Source organism: Olleya sp. KJ81-1, assembly GCF_055808135.1.
On the sequence record NZ_CM147854.1, the window covers coordinates 587,964 to 614,701 of the forward strand.

Below are 26,738 nucleotides of genomic sequence, written 5' to 3' on the forward strand. Positions count from 1 at the left end.
CAACTTTGCAAAACAATTATATATTGAATAAATAGTTATATTCGTATGTTGTATCTTGTAACAAACCTTTGATTTTCAATGAGAAATAGTGTAATAATTAGCCTGATTTTTGTGATAATTTCTAATCAATTATCAGCGCAACAAATTGCTTCGGATGTAATAAAGGAGCAAATTACTAAGTATAAAAACGATTTACGTGGTCCTTACAAGGATATTCGTTGGTTTTGTACTGATGGTAGCGTAAGGCAACCCAAAGATCCTTGTCCAGATAATGTTGGACCAGGAAATCAACATGCTAGATATAAAGATGAAGTCGAAAAATTAGCCTTAAGTAATCATATTTTTTTAGGTCAAATTTTGTCATTTTCTAAAACTGAAGCGTTTTGGGATGCATCAACTAGCCATTCAAGATTAAAACAATACCAATTAGATAAATATTTAAGAGGCGTTGACAATGGTTGGATTAACAGAAAAAGTCAATTTTATAGAGGTGCCATTCAGTCGGAAGACGAAGAAGCTTGGGGAATTGATTTTTACAAATGGCTGCTATCAAAAGACGATGTTATACAACAAAATTACTTTTTAGTTAGACAATCCTTAAAGGATATTCCGCATAATGGAGACGATAATTTAGCGCAATTAATGCGTAGTCAATCCAAAGTGCTATCTGATGCTTATTTACCATTTATGGATTTACGTGTAAAAATCCATGCACAACCAGAAATTAATGATATTGAAAAAGTGAAAGCTTTTAGGGCAAAACATGTAACAAAACTGTCTGTTAATCAAATCAAGATGCTTGACGATTTAATAGTTACAATGACCACCTTTTTTAAACCCATAGATTTAACTGCTTTATTGCAAAAGGCGACCTTGTTAAAAGAGACTACTTTTGGTAAAGCATTTAAGGATTATGTATCTGTACAGCATGAAACAAGTAGTACTTCGGATTTAATCCAAAATACAGCAGAGTTATTAACGCTTTTAAAAACTTCTGTTTTGGAGGAAAAACGTCCTTTGGCACGTTTACAATTACTAGATATATCGTTAAAATTAGAGGAGATAATTTTTAAAAATGCACCTCTTTGGCAACCACAAACCGTAGCACAATTAGTGGATAAAATATGCTATTTAGGTATGGCAACTGCTGCAACTGGTTATATAGAACAGCATGAGTGGGAAGCGCTAAATCTAACATTATCTGGCAACACAACAAACGATACTACTTTAGGCGAATTAACCACTGTTTTACAAAACGGAAGAAGTTTGGTGGAATGGAGTTCTGGAATGGTTAAAGCAACTTATCAAGAAACCGTAAACACCTATACTGCTTTTGAGCCATTAGCATACGGTTTTATTGATGATAAAATTAGAGGATCCATTGCTTTGCATTTAGGGAAAGCGGTTGGAGAATTAGGTGATTTTATAGCCAACGAGTCTGCATTGACAAATAAAGTATTAAGTATTCCAAACCAAAGTACAATACGTGGTTTAAATCCAGGTTATGCGTTTGGTGAGTTAGTAGTAATAGCAGGATCTCCTGATGATATTGAGGTGTCTTCAAATAAAATATATATTTTCCAGCGTCCACCAGCAGATTTAAAACCTGTTGCCGGAATTGCAACAGTATCTGAAGGTAATATGGTGTCTCATGTACAATTATTAGCACGTAATTTAGGCATACCAAATACCGCTTTATCTGATCAAAATCTAGAGGATTTAATTGCTTTTAGCGGTCAAAAAGTGTTTTATGCAGTATCTAATAAAGGCAATGTAATTATTAAAGTTGAACAAGACATGTCTGAAGAAGAACGTGCTTTATTTGCTAAAAAAGAACGTCGTGATGAAAAAATAGAAGTCCCTGTTGAAACCATTATTTTAAATGAGCATAACGTTTTAAATCTGCGAAATGTTGATGCAAGTAATTCTGGTAAGATTTGTGGTCCAAAAGCAGCTAATTTAGGACAATTAAAAAAAATGTTTCCAGATCAAGTTGTAGAAGGTTTAGTAATTCCGTTTGGAATATTTAGAGATCATATGGATCAAGATATGCCAGACCAAAGTAAAACTTACTGGCAGTTTTTAGAAGCAATGTTTAAAGAAGCAATTGCTATGGAATCTAAAGGTATTGCAGAAGAAGAAATTGAACACTACCAGTTAAGACAATTAGAAACATTACGTGCTGCTATTAAAAAAATGCCTTTAAAAACCGAGTTTATAACCCAAATGGAAAATGATTTTAAAACTGTTTTAGGACAAGATTTAGGTGCCATTCCTGTGTTTTTAAGAAGTGATACTAATATGGAAGATTTAAAAGAGTTTACAGGAGCAGGATTAAACCTAACACTGTTTAATGTGGTTGATAAATCCAAAATATTAGAGGGTATTAAAGATGTTTGGGCATCACCTTACACAGAGCGTAGTTTTAAATGGAGACAAAAATATTTATTAAATCCAGAAAATGTATTTCCATCAATTTTAGTAATTCCTAGTGTGGATGTTGATTACTCTGGAGTGCTAATAACAAAAGGATTAACGTCTGGAAACGATCAAGATTTAACTATTGCTTTTAGTAGAGGAGCAGGTGGAGCTGTAGATGGACAATCGTCTGAAACCTATTTACTAAAGGATGCTGGTGGTTATCAATTTTTAGCACCTTCGCGAGAGCGTTATTACAATAGTTTACCAACCACAGGTGGCACGCTTAAACAGTCTGCAACCTTTGAGCAGCCTATTTTAAACACTCAAAATATGGCAGATATTAAAGCGCTAGCTAAAACTATTAGACAAACTATGCCAAGTGCTACAGATGTAGACTATCAAGGCGCATATGATGTTGAATTAGGCTTTAAGGATGACAAACTCTGGTTGTTTCAAATTAGACCTTTTGTAGAAAATAAAAAAGCGTTAAGTTCTACGTATTTACAATCCATTACACCAACAGTAAACACTAATAAAGCGATCGCGCTTTCAAAAAAAATATAAATGAAAAAAGTATTAATTGTTCTAGTTTTAGTACTAATATGTTCTGCTTTTACAACAGCAACGTTATATCCAATTGATGGATATGAGTACACAGGTATTAAGCGTTTAAAACGTTTAGAATTAATTAAAAGTGGCGAAATAGTTGAGAAACAAACCTTACCTGAAGGTGCGTTTAAATCTTATTTGGATATTAAATTAAAGTTAAAAGAAAAAGCAGCAGATAGTTTGCATTGTTTTTTTAAAGATAATGAAGCTTTTCAAAAAGAGATTAGTAATTTATTTAGAGGTTTAGATAAAAGCTACTCGTTAACCGTAATGGATATTACAGACTTAAATAATATTAAATACGCGCATCGTAATGAAACAGCAGGTTACCAACCAGGAAGTGTAGGTAAGCTTGCGGTTTTACTAGGTTTATTTGATCAATTATCAAAAATTTATCCTGATAATTTTGAAAAGCGTATCGCGTTATTAAAAACTAAAGTATTTAAAGCAGGAGTTTGGGGCTTAACAGATGAGCATACTATACCTATTTATAACATTGAAACCAAAAAATTAGTAAAACGTCAGGTTATAGCTAGTGACGAGTTTTCGTTATTTGAGTGGGCTGACCATATGTTATCTGTTAGTAATAATGGAGCAGCAAGTATTGTTTGGCGCGAAGTGTTATTAATGCAAGCTTTTGGCGAAAAATATCCAGAATTAACTGAAGCAGATGCCTTAACTTATTTTAAAACCACAGAAAAAAAGGTGCTAACAGACCTTGGTAACGATGTAGTAAATTTACCGTTACGAAACCTTGGAATAACTGCAGACGAATGGCGTTTAGGAAGTTTTTTTACTAGAGGAGCAAATACTTACGTTGGTGATAAAGGAGGAAGTATTGGAACGCCATTTGGTGTTATGAAATTTTTAGTGCAATTAGAGCAAGGTAATGTTATTGATGAGCAGTCTAGTCTAGAGATGAAACGTTTGATGTACATGACAGACAGACGCATTAGATATGCACAAGCACCTGCTTTAAAGGAAGCAGCAGTCTATTTTAAATCTGGAAGTTTATATAAATGTGATAGAAGTAATGGACAGGTTTGTGGAAAGTATATGGGTAATATTCAAAATTTTATGAACTCTGTAGCAATTGTAGAGCATCCTGATAACACAACTTATATGGTTGTATTAATGACTAATGTATTACGTAAAAACTCGGCAACGGACCACATGACTTTAGCAGCAAATATTGATAAATTAATCAGGAAGTAAGGCCTAAAAGACTTTCGGTTTTTGCTCTGATTTTTTTATTAGTTTCATTAATTAACACCAATTCTAATAGCGGTTTAAAGTTGGTGTTATTTGATTTTTCAATAAGATATAAAACAGCAAATTTTAGTTTTACGTCTTTTCGTTTTAAAAGCTCGTTATAACATTCAATTTCGCTAAAAACTTTAAGGTTTAATTTTTTTAATTTTTCTTCTTGATTAGAATCTAGTAATACAGATTCGGCAACCGGAATTAATTCTTTTTTAAGCTGACTGTTTAGAATATTATCTAAAAACTCGATTGCATGAATGCGCTGCTCTTCTTTACCATGCATGATGGTGTTTAAGATAGGGTCAACATCATTTGGAGGATATTTAATGCCTAAAAACCTAAAAATACGTTGCAGTTGTCTATCCAATCGTTGTTCTAGCAAATGAATAAGTCCGTTTCTGGCTTCGTTTTCATCTTTAGACTCCATGGTTACCGATTTCATTTTATATTGTAACACAATTTGAGTGTGTATAACAGCTAATGTATTTTGATATAATTGACATTCGTCTAAAATTTTATCCACTATAAAGCGATCTTTAATTTTTAGATGTGGATACTTCCATTTTAATCGTTTTAAGGCTTCAATTGCCTCAATTTTAACTGTATGTTCTGTATCACCAGTTAGCAACATTAATGTGTTAATGGCTTTTTGTGATTTAAACTTTTCAATAACCAATATTACATAAGCAGCATCTTCAAAATCTATTGTTTCTTTTATAACCTTTTGATATAGGACGTCTATAACAGGATCGTTATAAAAAAACAAGGCGTCTACAGCAATTTGTCTGGTTTCTTTTATTGATAAATGCGAAATAATATGGTCAATAAATTCAGGATCTAAAGTTTTGGATGCACTGATTATTGCAGTCTTTACAACATCTAAATCTTTGGAAAGTAGTTGCGTTTTAAGCACATTGTAGTAGGTACTGATTTTTGCGTTACCAATACTTTCTAAAACAGATTTAATAGTATTGTTTTTTAAATTGGCATCAGTAAGTTCTAAATATTTATTTAAAGCAGATTCTATTTTTTGTTCTAAGTTAAAACGATTTTGTAATAGTTGGTTGTTTCTTAACTCCAAAGATAAGCCTACTAAAGCTGCATTAGCAATGGTATTGTCTGTACTATTTATATGGTTTTCAAATAAAACGATTGTATTTTGCTTATAATTTTTTAAAAGATATCTAAAGGCAGACGTTGTAACTTGCTGGTTATCGTCATAAATCATAGCTTCAATTTGTGTTGATAAATTTTCCGTTTTCAAAAAATATAAATTATCAATAGCTAAGGCTTTTACTTTAGGAGAGTCGTGGTTTAATAGTGTTTTAATGGCAGTAAAAAAACGTTCGTCTTTAACTTCAAGTGTTTTTTCAAGCATGTTAATTATTTGGTTTTCTTTACCAGTATTTAAAACGCGTAAAACGGAACCAATGATTGAGGTGACTTTAAGTTCCTCTTTATGGACTTTACTTTTTTTGACTTCAGCGTTATCTAAAAGTTGTTTAAATGCGATGACATATTGCTGTCTTAAAAAATAGATTAAAACCAACCATATAATAATCAAGACGATAATAATAATACTAATAGATGTCGATGAAATATCTAAACCGTTAATAAAAAATATTAAAATAAAACCTGCTATTCCTGTAGCTATACTATCCACAACAACATCTGTAAAGGTTTTAGTTTTCTTTTTTATATCCATTGGAATAGGTATGGACAACAACTCTGTAGAGGCTTTGTTTACAGACTGTTTTAAACTACCATCCACTACTTTTATAAATACAATAACCCATAACTCCGGAATAAAAAGTAGTAAAATAGAGCCTATTAAAATACCAGCAGGAAGCCATAAAAGGGATTTGCCAACACCAAAAGTACCAACAATGCGTTTGGTTAAAAACAGTTGAATTAATAATGAAATAACACTTAATGTAGAAAACCAAAAACCAAAAAAGGACGTTAACTCATCTTCCGTAGCTATAAATCTAGAGGCATAATCACTATATTGATAATCAATTAACTTGGCAATTAAAACACTCATCCCAATGACTAATGCAATTAAGCTTAATAATTTGGATTGTCTTATTAGTTTAAAAGGTGATTTAGTATTCGTCTCATTTTTTATAGATAACTGAAACTCGTTTAAACTTTTAACCTCATTTTTCCAAATATATCTAGATAATGGTACACATATTGAAACTAGTATTGCAGCTATAAAAAGTAAGTCTTCTGTGTATAAAATTTTAGTTAAAAAGGAAGTAAGGTAACCTCCAAAAATACCACCAGCAATAGCACCTGCACCAATAAATCCAAACACACGTTTAGCTTCTCTAACATTGTAAACCACATTAGCTAATAACCAAAATTGAGACGCAGTAAGTAATCCGTAAATAGCGACCCATACATACGGAATGTATAAGAAAACGCCTGAAATGACATTAAATTTTAGTAAAATACCAAACGCTATTAATGAGGTAATAGAGGCTATTAACGTCCTATCAATTATGATATTTAAAGTGTATTTTTCTAAAGCTTTGGTATAAAAAAAGATCCAATTATAGCCATTAACGCTGTTAGTACGTAACCTAAAGGTAAAGCGCTAGAGGTAAGCTCTGATAAAAACAGCGAATTTATTGTAGGCTTAATAACCAACAATGTTGTTATTAAAATAAAGATATTGAGTTGAAGTAGGAGCGTTTTATTTAACTCTTCTTCTTTAATATCAAATGCTTTTAAAATAAAAGTTTTAAGCTTTTTATTAATAGGAAGTTTGATTTTCAAGATGGTGTTTATAGGTCAAAAATTATTGTCAAATAACACTATAAAGGTATTGCTTTTTATGTTTTATATAGGCAATAATTTATCTAATTTAAGGGTAGACTATTGTGTTCTTAAAACTTTTTCAATAGGTTTAATTAAGTCTCTAATAATTTGCTCTCCAGCCGAATCTTCGATTAAAGCGACTAAAATATAGCGTCTATTGTCGTCTTTTCCCCAAACTAAAACAGAGTCTGAATGGTAATTTTTCCATGAGCCAGATTTTCTAAATATTCTAGCTTCAGGAGCAATTTTATCTAAAGTGTTTACAAATTTATGGTGTAACTCTGGGTTTTCCATAATATCTAACATTTGTTTAGATCGTTTTCTGTTTACTAATTTACCATTGGCTAGTAAGTAATAATATCTGCATACTTGTGTAACTGTAGCAGCATGACTAAGGTTTTTTAAAGGCTCTCTGTTAGTATTTCCGCCACCACCATAACGTTTTCCAACCCAAAGACCACCTCCAAAGTTTTCGTCATAAAACTTATATTTTGGGCTTCTCATAACCGCTTCAATCTTGTCGTATCCTAAGCGATCAATCATTCTGGTTGTTGCTTGATTGTTGGATTTGCTAATCATTAGTCGCATATCCTTTCTAATATCTTTAGTTTCTATTAGTTCTTTTTTATCAATAGCATCCATTGCAGCAAGTAAAACAGCAATTTTTGGTAAACTTGCAGCATACATCATGTGGTTGCCATTAAGTCGTGCAAATTTTACATTATTAGTGTCTCTTAAGTCCACTAAACCAATTGCCATTTTTTTCTGATTAATTAAGGTTTTCCATAACGGATTAGAATTAATTTCTTTTTCTAATGTTTTTTGAAGATTATTATCAACCAAAGAAGTCAGTAATGCAATTCTGCCATCACTTGTAGGTAAAGGCAACTCATCTTGAGCAAAACTATTGGTTACTAGTAAAGTAACTAAGGCAAGAAAAAAAGTTTTGTTTTCATCTTAAAATAACGCAGTAAGTATAATATAGCAAATGTATATAAATAACTAGTAGTTAAAGTGTTAATTTTTAATATTGAGCATTTTTATATTTATCAGCATTTGCAGTACTTGTCTGATAACTACTATAATTATTTAGTTAATTTATTATAATTTAAGGTGAAAAATAATCTTTACAAGACTTAAATTTTAAATATTTCTTTTAAAGTAATCAATCCATTTTTTATGAATTTTAATTTACTTAAATTTGTTTGAAACACGACATCAAAGTTAGATTTTAATGATTTTTAAGCAGTTCAGAATTAATTCTTTTTTTACTTTATTTATAACGTTAATTCTATTTTGTGGTTTTGCAATTGGTCAATCTAAAAAGCAGCAAAATTATTATAGTTTATTAGACTCTGCACAAACATATTTAGATGTCGACCCAAAAATATCAGCTCAGTTTTTAGATAGTATTCCTAATCCAATTACTTCTAATATTACAGGACGGTTAGCATATTATTATCAATTAAAGGGACTTTTAAATGATAAAAATGAAGAACCTATCAAGCAGTTTCAAAATTTTGCTTTAGCTTTAAAACATGCTAAATTAGAGAAGGATTACGATATTGCAGGCATGGTATCTGTTGAGCTTTTTTATAACTCGTACCTAATTAATAAGGACTCTACTGCATTTAAATATCTAGAAGATGCTAAATCATTTTATACTAAAACTAATAATGCAAATGGCTTAGCAGAAGTAAGTCAAATGTACGCTTACATTCCTTTTGATCAAGGTGATTACACCAAAAGTAACGCCTTATTATTGTCTAATTTACAGCAATATAAAAATATTATAGAGGATCAATATTATTACATGTATGCCTTATTTATGTTGACCTCTAATTACGCACATTTAGATAATTTAAATACAGCACATTATTATTTTAATTTACTTAAAAATTTAGAAAATGATAGTACAATAGCAAGTGCATTGTACAAATCACATATAGTAACAATTAATAATTGTTTTGCACACATTCAGTTCAAACAAAAAGCAATGGATTCCGTAGCGTTCTATCTTGAGGCATCTAATAAATTGCGTCAATCAATGAATAGTTATGATGTTAAAGAGTATTTTAAACTATATGCTGACTATTATGGACAATTGGGTAACGACGTTGCTAAAAATAACTATTTAGATTCTTTAAGTGTATTTAACGACCAGTTATTACAAGAAGCATCTAACGCAAGTTTAGAATTAAATAATGCGTTGGTTAATACTGATGAAGCATTGCTAGAGGTTACCAAAAAAAGAAATACAAATAGAATATGGATTGCAATACTTATTGGTGCTATAATTGTGTTTGGTACTTTTATAGTATTACGCTACAAGAAAATTAAACTGAAGATTATCGAGTTTACTAAACGCAAAGACGAATATCAGTTTATGCAAACCAATCATGAAAAACTGAAAGTTAAAGTTAGAGGTTTAGAGGATTATATTACTGAACTTAAACGTGAGTTGAGAACCATTTCTTCTATAGATAATTCTTCTGAACAAAAAGAAAAAACTAAAGCATTATATAAAAACATACACCATCAATCTTCAACATTTTTAGCAAAAGAAGAAAATTATTTAGAGCTAATTAATGATGTTAATATCGAGTTTTTTACTCAAATAAAAGCGATGCATTCTAATTTAAATGATTCCGAAATCATCATCTGTTATTATTTGTTTTTAGGTTTTAAAAATAAAGAAATCGCAGCTTTTTTAAATACCTCTACTCGTGCTGTAGAAAGTAAACGCTATCGTATTTCCAAAAAAATTGAGGAATTAGACAGCACACTCACCCTAATAGATTACTTAAATGACACGTTTAAGGATTCTAAAATCAGTGCACTTTAACCTAGTAAAACCTTGATTTTTAGTTTTTTTATGATGTGCGTAGTTAATGCGTAGTTTATAATTTTATTAATGCAATTAGCCTTTAGTTATTTGTAGATATATAAATTATAACTCTAAAATACTAATGAAAAAAATCTACCTAATTTTATTACTATTATCAACGGGATCATTGTTTTCGCAATCTAGTGATTATAGTGAAATGATTAATAAAGGAACTTATACAGTCCAAGAAATCCAGATAGCAGCTCAAGCCCATTTTGAAAATAAAGGTAAAGGAAGAGGTACTGGTTACAAACAATATAAACGTTGGGAATATCAAGCTTTAAGATCCATTAAACAAAATGGAGTTTTAAGATCTAATAAATTTTATTATAATGAATTAGAGCGTTATAATAATTATATTAATCAAAAAGCAATTAACAGCAGAAGCGCATCTTCTGACAACGGAAACTGGGAGCAATTAGGGCCATATTCTTGGAATGCAACTTCAGGTTGGAATCCTGGAACAGGTAGAATTACTTCTATAGCTTTTGAAACAGGTAATCAAAACCATATTATTGTAGGAGCCGAAACAGGAGGTGTTTGGAAAACAATAGATGGAGGAACCAATTGGACGCCTTTATGCGATAATTTTTCTAACATGAAGGTTTATGCCTTAGCTATGCATCCATCAGACCCTTCAACTTATTTTTGGGGATCAGATAACGGAACAATCTTCAAATCTACAGATGCTGGAGCAACCTGGAATTTAGTAGCTAGTGCAATAGGCAGTGGAGAAGTAAACCGAATTTTGATTGATCCAACTACACCTTCAAAAATGTACTGTAGTATTGAGCATGGTGGGCTTTTTAAGTCTACTAACTCTGGTAGTTCTTGGTCATTAATTCATCCTGAAGCAGATTCTAGAGGTTATGATTTCGAGTTTAAACCCTTTGATTCTAATACAATTTATGCTTCTGGAGTCTTTTTATTTAAATCTACAGATGGAGGTGTAACTTTTACCAAAGTTGAAGCACCAACAGGCGTACCTAATTATGACACTGAGTATGTAAATGGGACTTTAAATTGGAAATCCATAAATCAGGGTTCGCAACATTTTGGTGTCACGTTAATTACGCCAAAAACAGGTTCTGGATTAGGACTGTTTGAAAAAGGTACATCTGGAGCTACTGGTAATAAGACTAAATTAGTGATACCAGCTTTAAACCTTGGGACAGCAACTAATCCAGTTTTAAAATTCTCATATGCGCAACCGGATTATTTTGGAGATGTTGATGCTTTAAAAGTGTATTACAAAACAACCTCTGCAAGTTCTTGGATTGAGTTAGCTAGTTACACAACCGCTCAAGAAGCATGGTTTGATATTACTTTAAGTTTACCAAATACTTCTGCCGATTATCATATTGCTTTTGAAGGAGCTGTTACAACCGCAGGAGGTGGAGGCGTTACATTAGATGACATTAAGGTGGAAGCTTCCAATTTAGGAACGGTGTTTAGTGATGGCTTTGAGTCTGCAACACCTAATGTATTTAGTGTAGGAGCAAAAATGCTTGCAGTTACAAATGCTGATCCATCTGTTGTTTATATGGTAGAGGCAAGTGGGACGTCAGGAGCTTATTTTAAGGCATTATATAAATCTTCTAACAGCGGAAATACGTTTACAACATTAGAGCATTCTGGTAAAAATTATTTTGGCTATAATCTTGTGGCGACAGATTTAAGTGATGCAACAAGTGGTCAAGCACCAAGAGATATGGATATTGCAGTAAGTCATACTAATGCTAACGAAGTGCATATTGCAGGTGTTAATACTTGGCGATCTTTAGATGGTGGTGTTACCTTTAATCCAACAACAAATTGGAATATTTCTGATACGCAATCAAATAATTTAGGTTATTCTCATGCAGATGTCGATTTACTGACGTTTGTTGGAAGTACATTGTATACAACAACTGATGGAGGTGTTTTTAAAGCTACAAACAGTGCAGGACCAATAAGTACAACCTATTTTACAGATATAACAGCAGGATTAGGGATTAGACAGTTTTACGCTTTTGGAATTAGCCAAACTAGTCCTGTGGTAGTTACAGGAGGTGCTCAAGATAATGGAAGTGCTACATTAACTTCAACAGGTGTTTGGAGAGATTGGATTGGTGGAGATGGTATGGAAGGTTTTGTAGACAAAACTAACAGTCAAATTATTTATGGTACAGCTCAAGATGGAAGCTTGAATAAATCTATTGATGGTGGTCAAACATTAGCAGCAATCACTATTCCTGATAATAAAACAGGAAATTGGATTACACCTTTTGAGCAAGATCCAATTGCTGTAAACGTTATTTATGCTGGTTACGATCAAGTATATAAATCTTTAGATGGTGGCTTAAATTGGACCGCTATTTCTCAGGTTTTTACTTCTAAATTAAACCATCTTAAAATTTCAGAGTCCACACCAAATACAATGTATGCTGCTTATTTAAATAAGCTTTATAAAACAACAACAGGATCAGGTACTTGGACGGAAGTAACTAGTTACTCTGGAGACTATATCAATTCTATAGCTATACATCCAACTAATCCTAATAAAGTTGCAATAGCAACGGTAGGTACAGAAAAGGTATATGTTACAGACAATGGAGGTACAACATGGACCTCTTACAAATTTGATTTACCAGATTTTAGTGCTTTAGCATTAGTATGGGATAACAATGGTAACGACGGATTATATTTAGGTATGGATTATGGTGTGTATTACATTGATAATACAACAAGTAACTCATGGAAACCTTTTATTAATAATCTACCTAATGTAAAAATTAGCGAGTTAGAAATTAATTATGCAGACAATAAATTATATACAGCTACCTATGGTCGTGGTGTTTGGCGCACGCCTAGATATGATATTACAACATTAGGAATATCAGAAAGCCCAACAGAAACATCTGGTATAAAAATGTATCCTAATCCAGCATCACAAACGTTTAATTTGGTGTCTAATTCAAATGAAACAGTAGATGTTAGAGTATTTAATGCTCTAGGAAAATTAATGTTCTTTAAAAAGAATCTTAACCTAATCGAAAATTATAAAATTGATATTTCGCAGTATCAAACGGGATTTTATTTTGTTAGAATCAATAACCAAAACGGAATATTTACATATAAGTTGATAGTTAAATAATAGCAATAATTAACTATGTTAGGAATCCTCAAGAGCAGCTGCTTTTGGGGATTTTTTTGTTTAAAATAGAACTGCGTAGTTATTGCGTAGTCTTTCTTAGCGCAACTATATAAAGGATATAGCATATTTGTGTTGTTCTAACCATTAAATAGAAAAACATGAAAAAAACAATTACGTTTTTAGTATTGGTCTTCACGATTGTATCCTATGCTCAATCTATAGACTATAAATCGACACCTTATATAAAAGGGAGCAATTATTATCAAATTATTAAACAAGTCCGAGAGGAATTGGGAGCATTCAATAAAAAGGCATCTAAAACCGAAATTAAAAAGCATAAACAATTTGAACGTTGGGCTTATTTTTGGAAAGATAGAGTAGATATTGACGGTAATTTCCCTAACGCTTTCTCAGGGTATTATAATGCAGGTATTATTGATGCCAATGGAAAAGTAGAAAACAACACAAATGTATTTAATCAAAATAGCAGATCTTTAAATACTGGTCAAACCTGGACTAATATTGGACCACAACAAGTCCCAGATGCTAATGGTTATCCTAATTATCCGCAGCTTGGAAGGTTAACTAATTTTTTAAGATATAAACACGCTACAGACCCAAATCAAAACGTATTGTTTGTAAGTGCTCCAGTTGGTGGTGTTTGGAAATCTACAGATAATGGTACATCATGGACGCCTAAATTAGATCATTTAGCAGGTATTGGTGTTACTGATGTTAAAAGTAGTGCTACAGATATTAATAATCCTGGAACTATATACATTTCTACAGGAGATTATGACGCTAAGCATATTAAATCAATTGGGATTTATAAATCAACGGATTTTGGCGAAACCTATCAACCAACAAATTTGACATTTAGTTTAGACCAACAAGAGTCAACCTCTAATTTAATAGTTATTGATGCAAATACAGTAATTGTTGGAACTAATAAACACATTAAAAAAACAACAGATGGAGGTATCACTTGGACCAATGTTTATACTCATAATTATGACGATGCTGTAATAGGTAAGTTTCATAGAAATGGTAATAATATTATGTGTTCGGATAGTTGGGGAGGATTGTTTTTCTCTTCAAATAATGGAAGTACATGGAGTGTTTTAATATCAGAAGGTAACAATAGTCAACGTCATGCTATTACATCAGATCAATTAGGTGTATTTTATGTACAAAGCGAAAATGGACAGATTTCTACTTATAATACCACTTTAGCTTCACCAGTATTAACTACTATTGGTGTGCCAGCAGTAGGATATAATACGCAAGGTTCTTATAACCAATGTTTAACTGTAAAAGATGGATTGATTATTAGTGGAGTAGTGGATGGAATAAATTCTGATGACCTAGGTAATACGTGGTATGTAACTTTAAACAATTCATGGTCTGATAATAGTTCTGCAGGTTCTTATGGACATGCAGACATACATGAGATCGGACCTTTAGATGAAGGCTATTCTTTTTGGAATGTAAACGATGGTGGTTTAAATTTTGTAACCTATAGCAATATTGCAGATGAAAAGCCTACGGTAGAATATAAGTCAAACGGAGTAATAGTAACGCAGTTATATTCAGTAGCAATAACACCACAAACCACATCAGATAACATGATTATGGGAAACCAAGATAATGATGGATACAGTTTAGAGTTAGTTGGAGGTGTACCAACATGGGTAACAGCAGGTGCAGGAGATGGTACTTGTACAGCTGTAGATTATACAAATCCTCAAATTAGATATTTAGGGTCACAAAATGGTGGGTTAACAAGAGCAAATAATGGCTTTTTAGGAGATGTTTGGGGAACAAGTTTAACAACACCAACAGCAGGAGCTCCTTTTGTTTGGACGCTAAAAATGCACTCCACAAATTCTTCAATATTATATGGTGGTTTTGCAGATGTTTATAAATCGGCTAATAAAGGAGACACTTGGACTAACTTAAACTCTGGAGCAGGAGCTATAGAGTATATAGAAACTTTTGGAAATAATTTAATTGTTATTGGCGAAACTTCAGCTAGAAAATCTAATAATGATGGAAGTACATGGACCACAGTTAATCAACCTGAAGCTAGTGCTAAAATGAATTCTGTTTCATTAAATCAAAACAATACTAATATTTTATATGCAACAGTAAATGGTTATGTAGACGGATCAAAGGTTTTTAAATCTATCGATGGTGGATCGACTTGGACTAATATTTCAGCAGGATTACCAAACATAGTTGCAAAACAAGTGGTTTTAAAACAAAATCAAGGTCAAGAGATTTTATTTTTAGGAACCGAAATTGGCGTGTATTTTAAAACAGGAACGGAAGATTGGTCTAAGTTAGGCGAAGGGTTGCCAAATGTGGTTATTAATGATTTAGAAATTAACTACACACAAGATAAATTGGTAGTTGGAACATATGGAAGAGGACTTTGGGAAATTAGTATTTTTAATGAAACCTTAGGTGTAGAAGAAGTACAATTATCTAATGAAGCTGCACCTGTAGTGTATCCAAATCCAGTAAATGCAGGTCTTTTAAATATTAAATTAAACACTGCTAATAGTAATTATGAGTACCAAATGTACAATGTGATTGGAGGTTTAGTCAAAAAAGGAAGCTTAACAACAGGATTAAATACTTTAGATGTTAGCACAATAGCATCAGGGATTTATGTAGTAAGAATGACCGATGGTACAACAGTATCTTCTCAAAAAGTGATTATTGAATAGAGTATAGCTAGTAATCTCTAATTTTTTTAGGGAAACTAAAAAGAGCCTCAATTGAGGCTCTTTTTTTATGCTTTCTTTATGTATTATTTTTTTCTATAAAGGAATATTACCATGTTTTCTGTTTGGTAATACTTCTTCTTTGTGTTCCAGCATTTTAAACGCTTTAATTAATTTACGTCTTGTGTTTTCAGGAAGAATAACTTCATCTATAAAACCACGTTCTGCAGCTTTATAAGGGTTAGCAAACAACTCTGCATATTCGGCTTCTTTTTCTAAAAGTTTTTCTTCAGGATTGTCTGATTCTTTTATTTCTTTTCTAAAAATAATTTCGCTGGCACCTTTAGCTCCCATAACTGCAATCTCAGCACTTGGCCAAGCGTAATTAAGGTCTGCTCCAATGTGTTTAGAATTCATCACATCATAAGCACCACCATAAGCTTTTCTTGTAATTACAGTTACTTTAGGTACTGTAGCTTCGCTTAAAGCGTATAATAGTTTTGCACCATGTACAATAATTCCGTTCCATTCTTGATCTGTTCCTGGTAAAAATCCTGGAACATCCACTAAAACTAATAACGGAATATTAAACGCATCACAAAAACGAGTAAAACGTGCTGCTTTACGCGAACTATTTACATCTAATACACCTGCTAAAAATAATGGTTGGTTGGCTACAATACCAACGCTTTTTCCTCCAATTCTTGCAAAACCAACAATAATATTTTCAGCAAAATCTTTATGAATTTCAAAAAAGCTATCTGCATCAATTATACCTTTTATAACATTATGCATGTCATATGGTTTGTTGGCATTTAAAGGAATAATTGTTTTTAGTTCGTCTCTAATTTCTTCACCTAACTCAAACGGTAAATCTTTTGGTTTTTTTAAGTTACTTTGTGGTAAATAACTAAGTAAACGTTTAACATCTTCAAGACATTCGATATCATTTGATGATGTGACGTGGGCTACACCAGATTTAGTTGAGTGCGTACTTGCACCACCAAGTTCCTCACTAGTCACTTCTTCGTTTGTTACTGTTTTAACAACGTTTGGACCAGTTACAAACATGTAACTGGTGTCTTCTACCATCATAGTAAAATCTGTCATTGCAGGACTGTAAACAGCACCTCCAGCACATGGTCCCATAATTGCAGATAGTTGTGGAATGACACCAGATGCTTTTACATTTCTATGAAAAATATCAGCATATCCACCTAAGGATTTTACACCTTCTTGGATACGTGCACCTCCAGAGTCGTTAAGGCCAATAAAAGGTGCGCCAACTTTAAGTGCTAAGTCCATAATTTTACAAATTTTCTCGGCATGTGTTTCAGACAAAGCACCTCCAAATACTGTAAAATCTTGTGCAAAAACATACACTAATCTTCCGTTTATTGTTCCGTAACCTGTAATAACACCATCACCATAAAATTTTTGGTTTTGCATTCCAAAATCAACAGTTCTGTGTGTTACTAATGCACCAATTTCTTCAAATGAACCTTCGTCCATTAAATAAGTAACACGTTCTCGGGCTGTTAATTTTTTCTTTTGGTGTTGTTTATCTATTCTTGCTTGACCACCTCCTAATTTGGATAGCTCAAGTTTTTCGTTTAAGGTTTTTATTTTAGATTCCATATCTCTATTTTAATCACGTATAATTGTAAACGCTATACGTTATGTATTTATCTAATTAGTTGGTAGTCTTAATTGCTTTTGATCTTCCAGATACTGTTTTACAGCAAAAAGAGCAGCTAATTTAGCTTCGTGTTCTGTATCTTGTTTTAAAGCTTCTGGAGAATAGTACTTTTTAACAAAATGTGTATCAAAATCACCCGATTTAAAAGCGTCGTGATTAAACACAAACGTACCAAATGGCAACGTCGTTTCAATACCTTTAACATCGTAATTCGCTATAGCTTGACGCATTAATTGCATGGCTTCTTCACGTGTTTTACCGTATGTAATTAGCTTAGCCAACATTGGGTCGTAATAGATAGGAATATCCATCCCTTGTTCAAAACCATTATCAACTCTAATTCCTTTTCCTTCCGGAAGTTTATACACGTCTAAATGCCCAACGCTAGGTAAAAAATCGTTTAAAGGATCTTCAGCGTAAATACGCAATTCTAAAGCGTGACCGTTAATTTTTAAGTCGGATTGTTGTATGTCTAATGCTTCGCCACGAGCCACTTTTATTTGTAATTCTACTAAGTCAACACCTGCTATAATTTCTGAAACAGGATGTTCTACTTGAAGTCTTGTGTTCATTTCAAGGAAATAGAAATTCTTGTTTTCATCTAATAAAAACTCGACTGTTCCAGCACCAACATAATCACATGCCTTTGCTACTTTAATAGCAGCTTGTCCCATTTCTTCTCTTAATTCTGGCGTTAAAACTACACTAGGTGCTTCTTCGACTACTTTTTGGTGACGACGTTGTATACTACATTCGCGCTCAAAAAGATGAATTACATTACCATGCGTATCTGCCATGACTTGAATTTCGATATGACGAGGAGATCCTACATATTTTTCAATAAAAACAGAACCATCACCAAAAGCATTAACAGCTTCACTGATAGCGCGATTCATTTGAGATTCAAATTCGTCTTCTTTTTCTACCACACGCATTCCTTTTCCGCCACCTCCAGCAGACGCTTTTATTAGAATAGGAAAACCAATAGTCTTGGCTATTTTTTTAGCTTCAGGAATGTCTGTAATAGCTTGATCAGTTCCAGGCACCATAGGTATATCGTAACCTTTAACAGCATCTTTAGCAGCAAGTTTACTACCCATGACTCTAATAGCATGCGATTTTGGACCAATAAAAGTGATGTTATTTTTTTCGCAAAGCTCTGCAAAGTCAGCATTTTCACTTAAAAAACCATAACCAGGATGTATACCATCCACGTTTAAACTTTTGGCAACTTCTATAATTTTATCGCCTAATAAATACGATTGATTAGATGGTGCTTCTCCGATTAAAATAGCTTCGTCAGCAAATTTTACGTGAGGTGCATTACGATCTGCAGTAGAGTAGACTGCTACGGTTTTAATTCCCATTTTTTGGGCTGTACTCATGACTCTTATTGCGATTTCGCCACGATTGGCGACTAGTATTTTTTTCATGTTATTCAAATTCAATTAACAATTCACCTTTATCCACAGTACTTCCTTTTGTTCCGGTAACAGATTTTATGACACCATCTCTAGGTGATACAATGCTGTTTTCCATTTTCATGGCTTCAAGGATAAGTAATGGTGTATCTACAGTAACTTTGTCTCCTGGTTTAACCATAATATCCAATATTAATCCTGGCATTGGCGCTTTTATGTTATCAATAACTTTGGAAGCACCAACTTCAAATCCCATTGCTTTTATTAAAGCATCTAACTGGTCTTCTATTTGGACTGTATATAGGTTGTTGTTAACTTTTACGGTGTACGCTTTTTTTAGAAAATCGCTGTCTGTGATTTCGACTTTAAAAGGTTTGTTGTTGTCTAAAAGATGAAATGTATTCTGTTTAACTTCAACAGAATCAATGCTTTTTATAACATCAGAGTCTATTTCAAATTGATTAAGACCATTTGTTTTTACATTAAATTTTTGGCTCATTTTGTCTAAAATTATGAACCATAAAGATAAGTAACTATAACGTTTTAGTAAAATTTAAACTTTAAAAATAAAAAATTGGGTTTAAGTTTTAAATACAGAGCTATTTTGATGGTATTTAATAGCTTTTCTAGAAAGAAAAATCCCAATTGCTAGCGATACAAAAGCACCAACCCAAATACCAGGTACAAAGTCTATAAATAAGAAAAAGTCGTAGGCACCATGAAATAAAATAGCAAAAAATAAGCCTAATAAGTTTAAGTATAGTTTGTTAGGTGCAAATTTTGCTTTACCCATAAAATAACCCATTAAAATACCAAAAGTAGCGTGAGCAGGCACTGCAGTAAAAGCTCTGGCAATTGCTGTTGCTGGTCCACTTTGCATGACGTACATTATGTTTTCGGTTGCTGCAAATCCCATAGATACCATGACAGCGTATACAATACCGTCAAAGGGTTCGTTAAACTCTTTATGGCGTTGCGCAAAAAGTAAAACGATTAAAAACTTACTTAATTCTTCAGAAAAACCAACCACAAAAAAGGCTTGTTTAAACTGTTCCCAAACACTTAGTTTGTCTTCTAATGGCACAAGTATATTAAAAACAGAATAGAGTAGTGTAGTAATAATGATACTAACAATAGCACCTAATAAAAACGAAATTATTAATAAGCGTTTAGGTTCTTTCTCGTATTTATCTTTAAGATAAATGTAAAATATGATAATAACAATTGGCGCTAAAGCCATTAATAGTAATTGCATAGGTCTAAATTATAATATTTTTTCAGAAATTTGATTTAGCACGAGTACATAATAATCTTTATTGCTTGCAACAAAATGACCATTTGCTTTACTATTTTCTAGAAGCGATTTAAACTGAGAAATAGTGACTAGCTTAAGTGCTTCAACTTCTTCTAACTGCGGTTTTAGTTTAGATATTGGCACTGTTAAAGGGGTTATATATGTATGATGAAACTCGTAATCTTTCATTCCGTTAGGGTAATTTTGAAAGCACTCAAAAACACCAATTTTTTGTAAATCAGTAGGTTTTATTTGTAATCCAATTTCTTCCTTAATTTCTCTAATGGCGCCTTTCTCAATAGATTCTCCTGCATCAATGTGGCCAGCAACAGATACATCCCAAAGTAAGGGATAGATTGCTTTTGACGCAGCACGTTGCGCTAATAGTAGTTGACCTTGGTTAGTATAAAACCAAATGTGTGCTGTATTGTGGTAAAGCCCTTTGCTATGAATCTCACTTTTTAAAGCAGATTGGCCTGTGGGTTTACCATTTTTGGTGACTATATCTATTAACTCATCCATACTTTATACGATTAAAAAAGCCTCTTTTAATAAAGAGGCTTAATTATTAGTTGCTTATTAGCCAAGTTTGACTAAGCTATTATTTAAAATAAGAAAATGTTTCGCCATCTTCAATTTTAAGTAATGTTTCATAAATTAATTTAATTACGTTTTCTACATCATCTTGATGTACCATTTCTACAGTAGTATGCATGTAGCGTAATGGTAACGATATTAATGCAGACGCAACACCACCATTACTATATGCAAACGCATCAGTATCAGTTCCAGTAGCTCTGCTTAAAGCAGCACGTTGGAATGGTATTTTATTATCATCTGCAGTGTCTGTAATTAAATCACGTAATTTTTGTTGTACAGCAGGTGCGTAAGCAACAACAGGACCTTTACCAATTTCTACATGACCTTGTACTTTCATGTCAATCATTGGTGTTGTAGTATCATGTGTTACATCTGTTACTATTGCTACGTTTGGCTTGATAGTTTCTGTAATCATTTGTGCACCACGTAAACCAATTTCTTCTTGAACAGAGTTAGTAATGTAAAGTCCAAATGGTAACGTTTTCTTGTTTTCTTTAAGTAAACGCGCGACTTCAGCTATCATAAAACCTCCCATACGGTTATCTAAAGCACGACAAACAAATTTGTCTCCATTTAAAATATGAAACTCATCTGGATAGGTAATAACACAGCCAACATGCACGCCCATTTTTTCTACCTCCTCTTTATCTTTTGCACCAACGTCTATTGTAATGTTGTTTGGTTTTGGAGCTTCTTCCTTAGCTTTATTACGTGTATGTATTGCAGGCCATCCAAAAACACCTTTTACAATACCATTTTTAGTATGAATATTAACAATTTTACTAGGTGCGATTTGATGATCACTACCACCATTTCTTACTACATAAATTAATCCATTATCAGAAATATAGTTAACGTACCAAGAGATTTCGTCAGCATGACCTTCAATTACCACTTTAAATTTTGCATCAGGATTTATAACTCCAACAGCAGTTCCGTAGGTGTCTGTAAAAAACGTGTCTACATAAGGTTTTAGGTAATCCATCCATATTTTTTGACCATCCCATTCGTAGCCAGTTGGTGATGCATTGTTTAAATATGTTTCTAAAAAGTCCATAGACTTTTTGTTTAGTATGCTTTTTGTTGCCATTTAATTTAATTTTTGTCTAAAATAACAATATTCACACTTATTTAATAGTTAGCAATACGTTAATTCTTAATTTTACAGTATAAGTTTCCGTTTTGGAATAGTTTTAGTAGTTATTTATTTATGAAATACATCCTTTTTATATTATTATGCATACCTACTTTTCTTGTTGGACAAGAAGATAATATTATAGAGCAAGACTCAACAGAAGTTGAGTATATTATAATAGAAGGCGATTCAATACCCCAAAAATCTATTTATTTAGATGAAGTAATGATTTTGGATAAGCTTTCATTTAAATCTAAAGAAGACAGAAGACGTTACCTTATTTTAGGTCGCAAAACTTTAAAAGTCTATCCTTACGCTAAGTTAGCAGCAGATAGGTTAAATGCTTTAAATACAAGATTGCAGTCTTTAGATAGAAAACGTGATAAGAAAAAGTATGCTAAAAAAGTTCAAAAATATATTGAAGAAGAGTTTTCTGAAGAGCTTAAAAAATTAACACGAACAGAAGGTCAAATTTTAGTAAAACTAATACATAGACAAACTGGTAAAACGACTTTTGATTTAATTAAAGAATTACGTAGCGGTTGGAGAGCTTTTTGGTTTAATAGTACTGCTTATTTATTTAATATCTCATTAAAACGCGAGTATGACCCAGAAAATGTAGAAGAGGATTATTTAATTGAAGATATATTAATACGCGCTTGGCAAAATGGTCAATTAAAATTAGTAAAATCACCTTTAGATTTTGAATATTTTAAGTTGAATAATAAATGGTCAAAAACAGAATAAAATTTATAAAATGCGAAAACAAACTCCTTTTGAAGAAAAGCTAAACGCACTGACACATGGTATTGGTGCTGTTTTTGGGATTGTAGCTTTAGTATTATTAATTGTTTTTGAAACCAAGAAAACCGAATTTAGTTTATTTAGTGTCGTGGTTTATGGACTATCCATAATAATCCTATTTACAGCATCAACTTTATATCATATTATTACTGACGAAAAAAAGAAACACTATTTTAGAATTGTAGATCATGTTAGTATTTATTTACTAATAGCAGGAACTTACACACCTGTTTTGCTAATTACTTTAGAGCAAAGTTTAGGTTGGATGCTGTTTTATATTGTTTGGGGAATCGCTGCTTTTGGAGTGGTATTAAAATTGTTTTTTACTGGACGCTTTAATACTTTTTCAACTTTACTGTACTTAGTAATGGGTTGGTTAGTGGTTTTTGATTTTTCAACACTATCTAGTTTAATGGATGCTAATGGTATTGTATTACTTATGGCTGGAGGATTATCTTATACCGTAGGAATTGTTTTTTATGCTATCGAAAAAATACCTTATAATCATGTAATCTGGCATTTATTTGTGTTAGCAGGAGCTATCTGCCACTTTTTTATGGTGTTATTTTACGTCATTTAAACTTGTAATGTTTAAAACATGTAATTTAACTTAGTATTGCTTTTTAAAAGCCATAGGTGTTATGCCAGTTTTAGACTTAAAAAATTTAGAAAAATAAGCGTAATCAGAAAATTCTAAAGTATCTGCTATTTCAGTTAAGTTACTTTTAGAGTGTACAATTAGTCGTTTGGCTTCCAATAATATCCTCTCAGAAATTAATTGACTAGTGGTTTTATTTAAGGTTTGCTTGACTACTCGGTTAAGATGTTTAGTTGTAATGTTTAGTTTATTAGCATAAAAATTAGGTAATTTTTGCGTGTAAAAATATTGATTAATTAAGATTTCTAGCTGCTCTAAAATTTTGGAATAGCTAGATGTTATTAAGTTTTCATGTTTTACATTTGCGGTGTATGCTCTAGTTAAATCAATATAAATACTACTAATTATAGTAATTAGTTTTAATTCTTTTAACAGATTATTGTTAGAATACTCATTGTACAATACCTCAAATTTAGTGTTTAAATCCAAAGTCTGCATTGCGTCTAATTTTAGTGTTGGCGGATTTTGATAGGAGTAATAAAATGGAAAATTTTCCAATGCATGACTTAAAAAATTAAGATCATAAAAATCCTGTGTATGAAAAAAGATATAACCTTCCGGATTAGTGTCAAACTTCCAAGCGTGTGTTTGACCTGGTTTTAAAAAAAACACCTTACCAGGTGAAATGGTATAACTATTAAAATCAATTTCATGCGTTCCTGTTCCTTTGGTAAATAAGACACACAAATAAAAATTATGACTATGTGGTTTTGTTATCAAGTCTTTGTTTATCTGTATGTGATTTAAAAAATCATTAACATACAGGTCATTAAAAGTCTTGATTTTCTTAAACTGATTTATTTTTAAAACAGGAATTTTCATATAAAATGTCTTAAAAGTACAAAAAATAGCGTTTTTATTATAGGTTTAAATATATACCATATACTTAATTTTGCACTATAAATAAGTTAGTTTTATGAATACCGTTTTAAATGTAATACAATGTAAATGTCCTAATTGTAAAAAAGGAAAAATGTTTAGCACTCGTGGTAATATATTGTTTTTTAAAATTCCTGAAATGAATACTAGGTGTGAAGTATGTGATTTTAAATTTGAAAAAGAACCAGGTTTTTTCTTTGGAGCTATGTTTGTTAGTTACGCACTTGCTGTAGGACAAATGATTATAAGTTTAGTAGTATTCTGGCACCTAATAGACTTTTCGCCATTAAAAGTCTTTTTAATAATAGTCTTAATCACGTTATTAGTAAGCACCTTAAATTATAAAATGTCTAGAGCTATTTGGGTTCATATATTTTATAAAAAACCTTTAGAAAGTACAATTAACAAGGTGGACTAACCTTCAATAACATCCTTATATTCTTCAAAAAAAGCTTCTAGAAGCGACATATGTGTATTAAAAAACACCATAACTTCCTGCCATGTGTTTTTATTATGGATAGATACTTTGTGACCTAAAGGCACATAAATACGTGATATTTCTTTACCATTATCTAACAAAAATTCTTCATCATAAATAGCGTCAGGTAAGTAATCGTCCATTAAAATAGACTTTAAAGCCACTAGTTTTTCCCAATAATTAATGCGGTTTTCTAAGTCGTCTTCTAAGTCAAGCGCTATCAAGGCTTTTTTATTATCAAAATAAAACTTTAAGCTTAAGCCTTTTAGTTTAGTATTATATAAAATCCATTTTCTAGGAAATGACTTCCCAAAACTGGTCCAAAATAGTTCTTTAATTTGTCTGGATTCTTCTTTAGAAAACATAATTTTAATACATTATTGGATGAAATCTTTTTTGATATGATTTCAAAATTTATAAAACAGAAAACGTCTTTTATTTTAAATTAAATAGGCAATGACAATACCCAAAATAATGGTACTTAGTTTGGCTAAATTAAATTTATGACCTTCGCTACTTTCAAATAAAATGGTAGTACTAATATGTAAAAATATACCAATAACTAAGGCAGAAACTTCGTAATAATAGTTTTCAAAAAACTGAAATTGTGTTGATAAAAACACACCTAAAGGCGTCATTAAAGCAAACAATAATAAAAATAAAATAATTTTATTTCGACTTAAATTTGACGCTAAAAAAAGGTTGATAATATAATAGCAACAGGCAATTTGTGGATAATAATTCCGTAAATTAAATGCTCATGAGCTTCCATAGGAATGCCTTCTAAAACACTATGGATACTTAAACTAATAAATAATAACCACGGAAACTCTACACTGTTTTTATTAATATGCACATGACCATGCTCTGCACCTTTAGAGAAAAATTCTAAAATTATTTGCAACAAAATACCAATCATAATAAACAAACCAATAGGCTTGCCTTGACTATTATAAACTTCTGGTAAAAAATGAAATACAGTTATAGATAATAAAAAAGAACCACTAAACGCTAGTAGTAATTTAAGATTACGGTTATGTTTTGGTTTAAAAATTAGGACAATTAAAAAGCCTAAAACAACAGCGATAATTGGTAATAAAAAATTTTTCATGTCCTTAATTATTTAAAAATCATGATTAAACGTTCGGACGTTTTTTTATGAAACTTACTAAGCTTATAATCTCCAAAAACATCTAGTAAATATACACCAGCTTGCTCAAATAACGCTTCAAAATCTGCTAGACTAAACGCTTTGACACGTTCTTGAAATTGGTAGTGTTCACCTTCAAAGCTAAAGCTAATGTCTTTAATTATGTAACCATTTTCTACACGTCTCTTTTGTAAAAAGTCAATCCCTTCAACCGTTTTAGTATTCTCAGGTACTAAGTTTTCAATAATATATTCGGTATTCATAAAGTCAATAACACCAAAACCAAAATCGTTTAAATTAGCTTTAATCGCTTTTATCGTTGCTAAATTATCAGATTCGTTTTCAAAATATCCAAAACTGGTAAATAAGTTAAAGACAGCATCAAAAGTTTCGCCAAAAGGCTGACACATATTATGTACTTTAAAGTGCAAGCTATCGTTTTCAAATTGTTTGGCGTAATTGATACTGTTTTCAGACAAATCTGCACCTGTAACATTGTAGCCAATGGAGTTTAAATACACAGCATGACGACCTTTTCCGCAAGCCAAATCTAAAATTTTTCCTTGTTCCGGAATATTCAAATAATCCGTTAAATTGGACATAAAAGCCTCAGCTTCAGTATGATCTCTGTCCTTGTAAAGTATGTGGTAAAATGGACTATCAAACCAAGATGCGTACCATTTATTTTCGTTTTTATTCATATATTATTTTTGGGGTTTAAACTTCCGCTTAAGCTCCAGTTTAACAGG

Annotated in this window: 20 protein-coding genes and 1 pseudogene; 8 read left to right on the forward strand and 13 right to left on the reverse strand. The window is 31.8% G+C overall.

What is annotated here, in order from left to right; all coding sequences use genetic code 11:
• Window positions 1-78: 78 nt before the first annotated feature.
• Together AC0L3M_RS02780 and AC0L3M_RS02785 are read left to right on the forward strand one after the other, a co-directional pair.
• Window positions 79-2,985 carry a PEP/pyruvate-binding domain-containing protein gene (locus tag AC0L3M_RS02780; protein ID WP_473431754.1) on the forward strand — a complete coding sequence of 969 codons (2,907 nt, stop codon included), beginning with the start codon at window positions 79-81 and terminating at the stop codon, window positions 2,983-2,985.
• Window positions 2,986-4,245, forward strand: a complete 1,260-nt coding sequence (locus AC0L3M_RS02785; RefSeq protein WP_473431755.1) for a serine hydrolase — start codon at window positions 2,986-2,988, stop codon at window positions 4,243-4,245.
• On the opposite strand, the gene AC0L3M_RS02790 is transcribed toward AC0L3M_RS02785, so the two are convergent.
• From AC0L3M_RS02790 to AC0L3M_RS02800, 3 genes are all read right to left on the reverse strand, one after another.
• Window positions 4,235-6,643, reverse strand: coding sequence for an Npt1/Npt2 family nucleotide transporter (locus AC0L3M_RS02790; protein WP_473431756.1), 2,409 nt, complete (start codon window positions 6,641-6,643; stop codon window positions 4,235-4,237). The genes AC0L3M_RS02785 and AC0L3M_RS02790 overlap by 11 nt on opposite strands.
• Before the next feature lie 179 nt (window positions 6,644-6,822).
• Window positions 6,823-7,077 carry a hypothetical protein gene (locus AC0L3M_RS02795; RefSeq protein ID WP_473431757.1) on the reverse strand — a complete coding sequence of 85 codons (255 nt, stop codon included), beginning with the start codon at window positions 7,075-7,077 and terminating at the stop codon, window positions 6,823-6,825.
• A 99-nt stretch (window positions 7,078-7,176) separates the two neighbouring features.
• The gene (locus AC0L3M_RS02800) at window positions 7,177-8,007 is read right to left on the reverse strand and encodes a serine hydrolase (protein WP_473431758.1); all 831 of its coding nucleotides are present in this window, start codon (window positions 8,005-8,007) and stop codon (window positions 7,177-7,179) included.
• Window positions 8,008-8,353: 346 nt separating this feature from the next.
• Here AC0L3M_RS02800 and AC0L3M_RS02805 point away from each other — a divergent pair, with 346 nt between their 5' ends.
• The 3 genes from AC0L3M_RS02805 (at window position 8,354) to AC0L3M_RS02815 (ending at window position 15,874) form a co-directional block, all read left to right on the forward strand.
• The gene (locus AC0L3M_RS02805) at window positions 8,354-9,964 is read left to right on the forward strand and encodes a helix-turn-helix transcriptional regulator (RefSeq protein WP_473431759.1); all 1,611 of its coding nucleotides are present in this window, start codon (window positions 8,354-8,356) and stop codon (window positions 9,962-9,964) included.
• Between the two features lie 124 nt (window positions 9,965-10,088).
• Complete coding sequence (locus tag AC0L3M_RS02810) at window positions 10,089-13,142, forward strand: T9SS type A sorting domain-containing protein (protein ID WP_473431760.1); 3,054 nt, start codon at window positions 10,089-10,091, stop codon at window positions 13,140-13,142.
• A 158-nt stretch (window positions 13,143-13,300) separates the two neighbouring features.
• A complete protein-coding gene (locus tag AC0L3M_RS02815; protein ID WP_473431761.1) occupies window positions 13,301-15,874 on the forward strand; it encodes a T9SS type A sorting domain-containing protein in 2,574 nt (857 codons plus the stop codon).
• Between the two features lie 93 nt (window positions 15,875-15,967).
• Here AC0L3M_RS02815 and AC0L3M_RS02820 read toward each other — a convergent pair whose 3' ends face one another.
• The 6 genes from AC0L3M_RS02820 to AC0L3M_RS02845 form a co-directional block, all read right to left on the reverse strand.
• On the reverse strand, window positions 15,968-17,509 hold the full coding sequence (locus AC0L3M_RS02820; protein WP_473431762.1) for an acyl-CoA carboxylase subunit beta: 1,542 nt from the start codon (window positions 17,507-17,509) through the stop codon (window positions 15,968-15,970).
• Between the two features lie 51 nt (window positions 17,510-17,560).
• Window positions 17,561-19,003 (reverse strand): acetyl-CoA carboxylase biotin carboxylase subunit, encoded by a 1,443-nt coding sequence (accC, locus tag AC0L3M_RS02825; protein WP_473431763.1) that lies wholly within the window; start codon window positions 19,001-19,003, stop codon window positions 17,561-17,563.
• Window position 19,004: 1 nt separating this feature from the next.
• Window positions 19,005-19,490: an acyl-CoA carboxylase biotin carboxyl carrier protein subunit gene (locus AC0L3M_RS02830; RefSeq protein WP_473431764.1), complete on the reverse strand. Its 486-nt coding sequence runs from the start codon at window positions 19,488-19,490 to the stop codon at window positions 19,005-19,007.
• A gap of 81 nt (window positions 19,491-19,571) precedes the next feature.
• Window positions 19,572-20,246 (reverse strand): PrsW family intramembrane metalloprotease, encoded by a 675-nt coding sequence (locus tag AC0L3M_RS02835; protein ID WP_473431765.1) that lies wholly within the window; start codon window positions 20,244-20,246, stop codon window positions 19,572-19,574.
• A gap of 9 nt (window positions 20,247-20,255) precedes the next feature.
• Entirely contained in the window at window positions 20,256-20,807 is a 552-nt protein-coding gene (locus tag AC0L3M_RS02840) for an NUDIX hydrolase (RefSeq protein ID WP_473431766.1), read from the reverse strand.
• A 79-nt stretch (window positions 20,808-20,886) separates the two neighbouring features.
• Window positions 20,887-21,975: a M42 family metallopeptidase gene (locus tag AC0L3M_RS02845; RefSeq protein WP_145001490.1), complete on the reverse strand. Its 1,089-nt coding sequence runs from the start codon at window positions 21,973-21,975 to the stop codon at window positions 20,887-20,889.
• Window positions 21,976-22,095: 120 nt separating this feature from the next.
• Between AC0L3M_RS02845 and AC0L3M_RS02850 the strand changes: the two genes are divergently transcribed.
• Together AC0L3M_RS02850 and trhA are read left to right on the forward strand one after the other, a co-directional pair.
• A complete protein-coding gene (locus tag AC0L3M_RS02850) occupies window positions 22,096-22,767 on the forward strand; it encodes a DUF4294 domain-containing protein (RefSeq protein WP_341588217.1) in 672 nt (223 codons plus the stop codon).
• 10 nt (window positions 22,768-22,777) lie between these two features.
• Window positions 22,778-23,404: a PAQR family membrane homeostasis protein TrhA gene (trhA, locus tag AC0L3M_RS02855; protein WP_292949025.1), complete on the forward strand. Its 627-nt coding sequence runs from the start codon at window positions 22,778-22,780 to the stop codon at window positions 23,402-23,404.
• A gap of 30 nt (window positions 23,405-23,434) precedes the next feature.
• Here trhA and AC0L3M_RS02860 read toward each other — a convergent pair whose 3' ends face one another.
• Window positions 23,435-24,304: an AraC family transcriptional regulator gene (locus tag AC0L3M_RS02860; RefSeq protein ID WP_473431767.1), complete on the reverse strand. Its 870-nt coding sequence runs from the start codon at window positions 24,302-24,304 to the stop codon at window positions 23,435-23,437.
• A gap of 196 nt (window positions 24,305-24,500) precedes the next feature.
• Here AC0L3M_RS02860 and AC0L3M_RS02865 point away from each other — a divergent pair, with 196 nt between their 5' ends.
• Entirely contained in the window at window positions 24,501-24,779 is a 279-nt protein-coding gene (locus AC0L3M_RS02865) for a DUF983 domain-containing protein (protein WP_473431768.1), read from the forward strand.
• On the opposite strand, the gene AC0L3M_RS02870 is transcribed toward AC0L3M_RS02865, so the two are convergent.
• The 3 genes and pseudogenes from AC0L3M_RS02870 to AC0L3M_RS02880 form a co-directional block, all read right to left on the reverse strand.
• On the reverse strand, window positions 24,776-25,204 hold the full coding sequence (locus AC0L3M_RS02870; protein ID WP_473431769.1) for a DUF4268 domain-containing protein: 429 nt from the start codon (window positions 25,202-25,204) through the stop codon (window positions 24,776-24,778). The two genes, AC0L3M_RS02865 and AC0L3M_RS02870, sit on opposite strands and share 4 nt — an antisense overlap.
• A 75-nt stretch (window positions 25,205-25,279) precedes the next feature.
• Window positions 25,280-25,950, reverse strand: a pseudogene (locus tag AC0L3M_RS02875) (ZIP family metal transporter).
• A gap of 8 nt (window positions 25,951-25,958) precedes the next feature.
• Entirely contained in the window at window positions 25,959-26,690 is a 732-nt protein-coding gene (locus tag AC0L3M_RS02880) for a class I SAM-dependent methyltransferase (protein WP_473431770.1), read from the reverse strand.
• Window positions 26,691-26,738: the final 48 nt, after the last annotated feature.

What these genes read in the sequence shown, in the direction of transcription:
- trhA (WP_292949025.1), top strand. Translation starts at nt 22,778, where the DNA reads ATGCGAAAACAAACTCCTTTTGAAGAAAAGCTAAACGCACTGACACAT.
- AC0L3M_RS02850 (WP_341588217.1), top strand. Translation starts at nt 22,096, where the DNA reads ATGAAATACATCCTTTTTATATTATTATGCATACCTACTTTTCTTGTT.
- AC0L3M_RS02870 (WP_473431769.1), bottom strand. Translation starts at nt 25,204, where the DNA reads ATGTTTTCTAAAGAAGAATCCAGACAAATTAAAGAACTATTTTGGACC.
- AC0L3M_RS02880 (WP_473431770.1), bottom strand. Translation starts at nt 26,690, where the DNA reads ATGAATAAAAACGAAAATAAATGGTACGCATCTTGGTTTGATAGTCCA.
- AC0L3M_RS02810 (WP_473431760.1), top strand. Translation starts at nt 10,089, where the DNA reads ATGAAAAAAATCTACCTAATTTTATTACTATTATCAACGGGATCATTG.
- AC0L3M_RS02805 (WP_473431759.1), top strand. Translation starts at nt 8,354, where the DNA reads ATGATTTTTAAGCAGTTCAGAATTAATTCTTTTTTTACTTTATTTATA.
- AC0L3M_RS02845 (WP_145001490.1), bottom strand. Translation starts at nt 21,975, where the DNA reads ATGGCAACAAAAAGCATACTAAACAAAAAGTCTATGGACTTTTTAGAA.
- AC0L3M_RS02780 (WP_473431754.1), top strand. Translation starts at nt 79, where the DNA reads ATGAGAAATAGTGTAATAATTAGCCTGATTTTTGTGATAATTTCTAAT.
- AC0L3M_RS02820 (WP_473431762.1), bottom strand. Translation starts at nt 17,509, where the DNA reads ATGGAATCTAAAATAAAAACCTTAAACGAAAAACTTGAGCTATCCAAA.
- AC0L3M_RS02860 (WP_473431767.1), bottom strand. Translation starts at nt 24,304, where the DNA reads ATGAAAATTCCTGTTTTAAAAATAAATCAGTTTAAGAAAATCAAGACT.
- AC0L3M_RS02815 (WP_473431761.1), top strand. Translation starts at nt 13,301, where the DNA reads ATGAAAAAAACAATTACGTTTTTAGTATTGGTCTTCACGATTGTATCC.
- AC0L3M_RS02840 (WP_473431766.1), bottom strand. Translation starts at nt 20,807, where the DNA reads ATGGATGAGTTAATAGATATAGTCACCAAAAATGGTAAACCCACAGGC.
- AC0L3M_RS02785 (WP_473431755.1), top strand. Translation starts at nt 2,986, where the DNA reads ATGAAAAAAGTATTAATTGTTCTAGTTTTAGTACTAATATGTTCTGCT.
- AC0L3M_RS02830 (WP_473431764.1), bottom strand. Translation starts at nt 19,490, where the DNA reads ATGAGCCAAAAATTTAATGTAAAAACAAATGGTCTTAATCAATTTGAA.
- AC0L3M_RS02865 (WP_473431768.1), top strand. Translation starts at nt 24,501, where the DNA reads ATGAATACTAGGTGTGAAGTATGTGATTTTAAATTTGAAAAAGAACCA.
- AC0L3M_RS02835 (WP_473431765.1), bottom strand. Translation starts at nt 20,246, where the DNA reads ATGCAATTACTATTAATGGCTTTAGCGCCAATTGTTATTATCATATTT.
- accC (WP_473431763.1), bottom strand. Translation starts at nt 19,003, where the DNA reads ATGAAAAAAATACTAGTCGCCAATCGTGGCGAAATCGCAATAAGAGTC.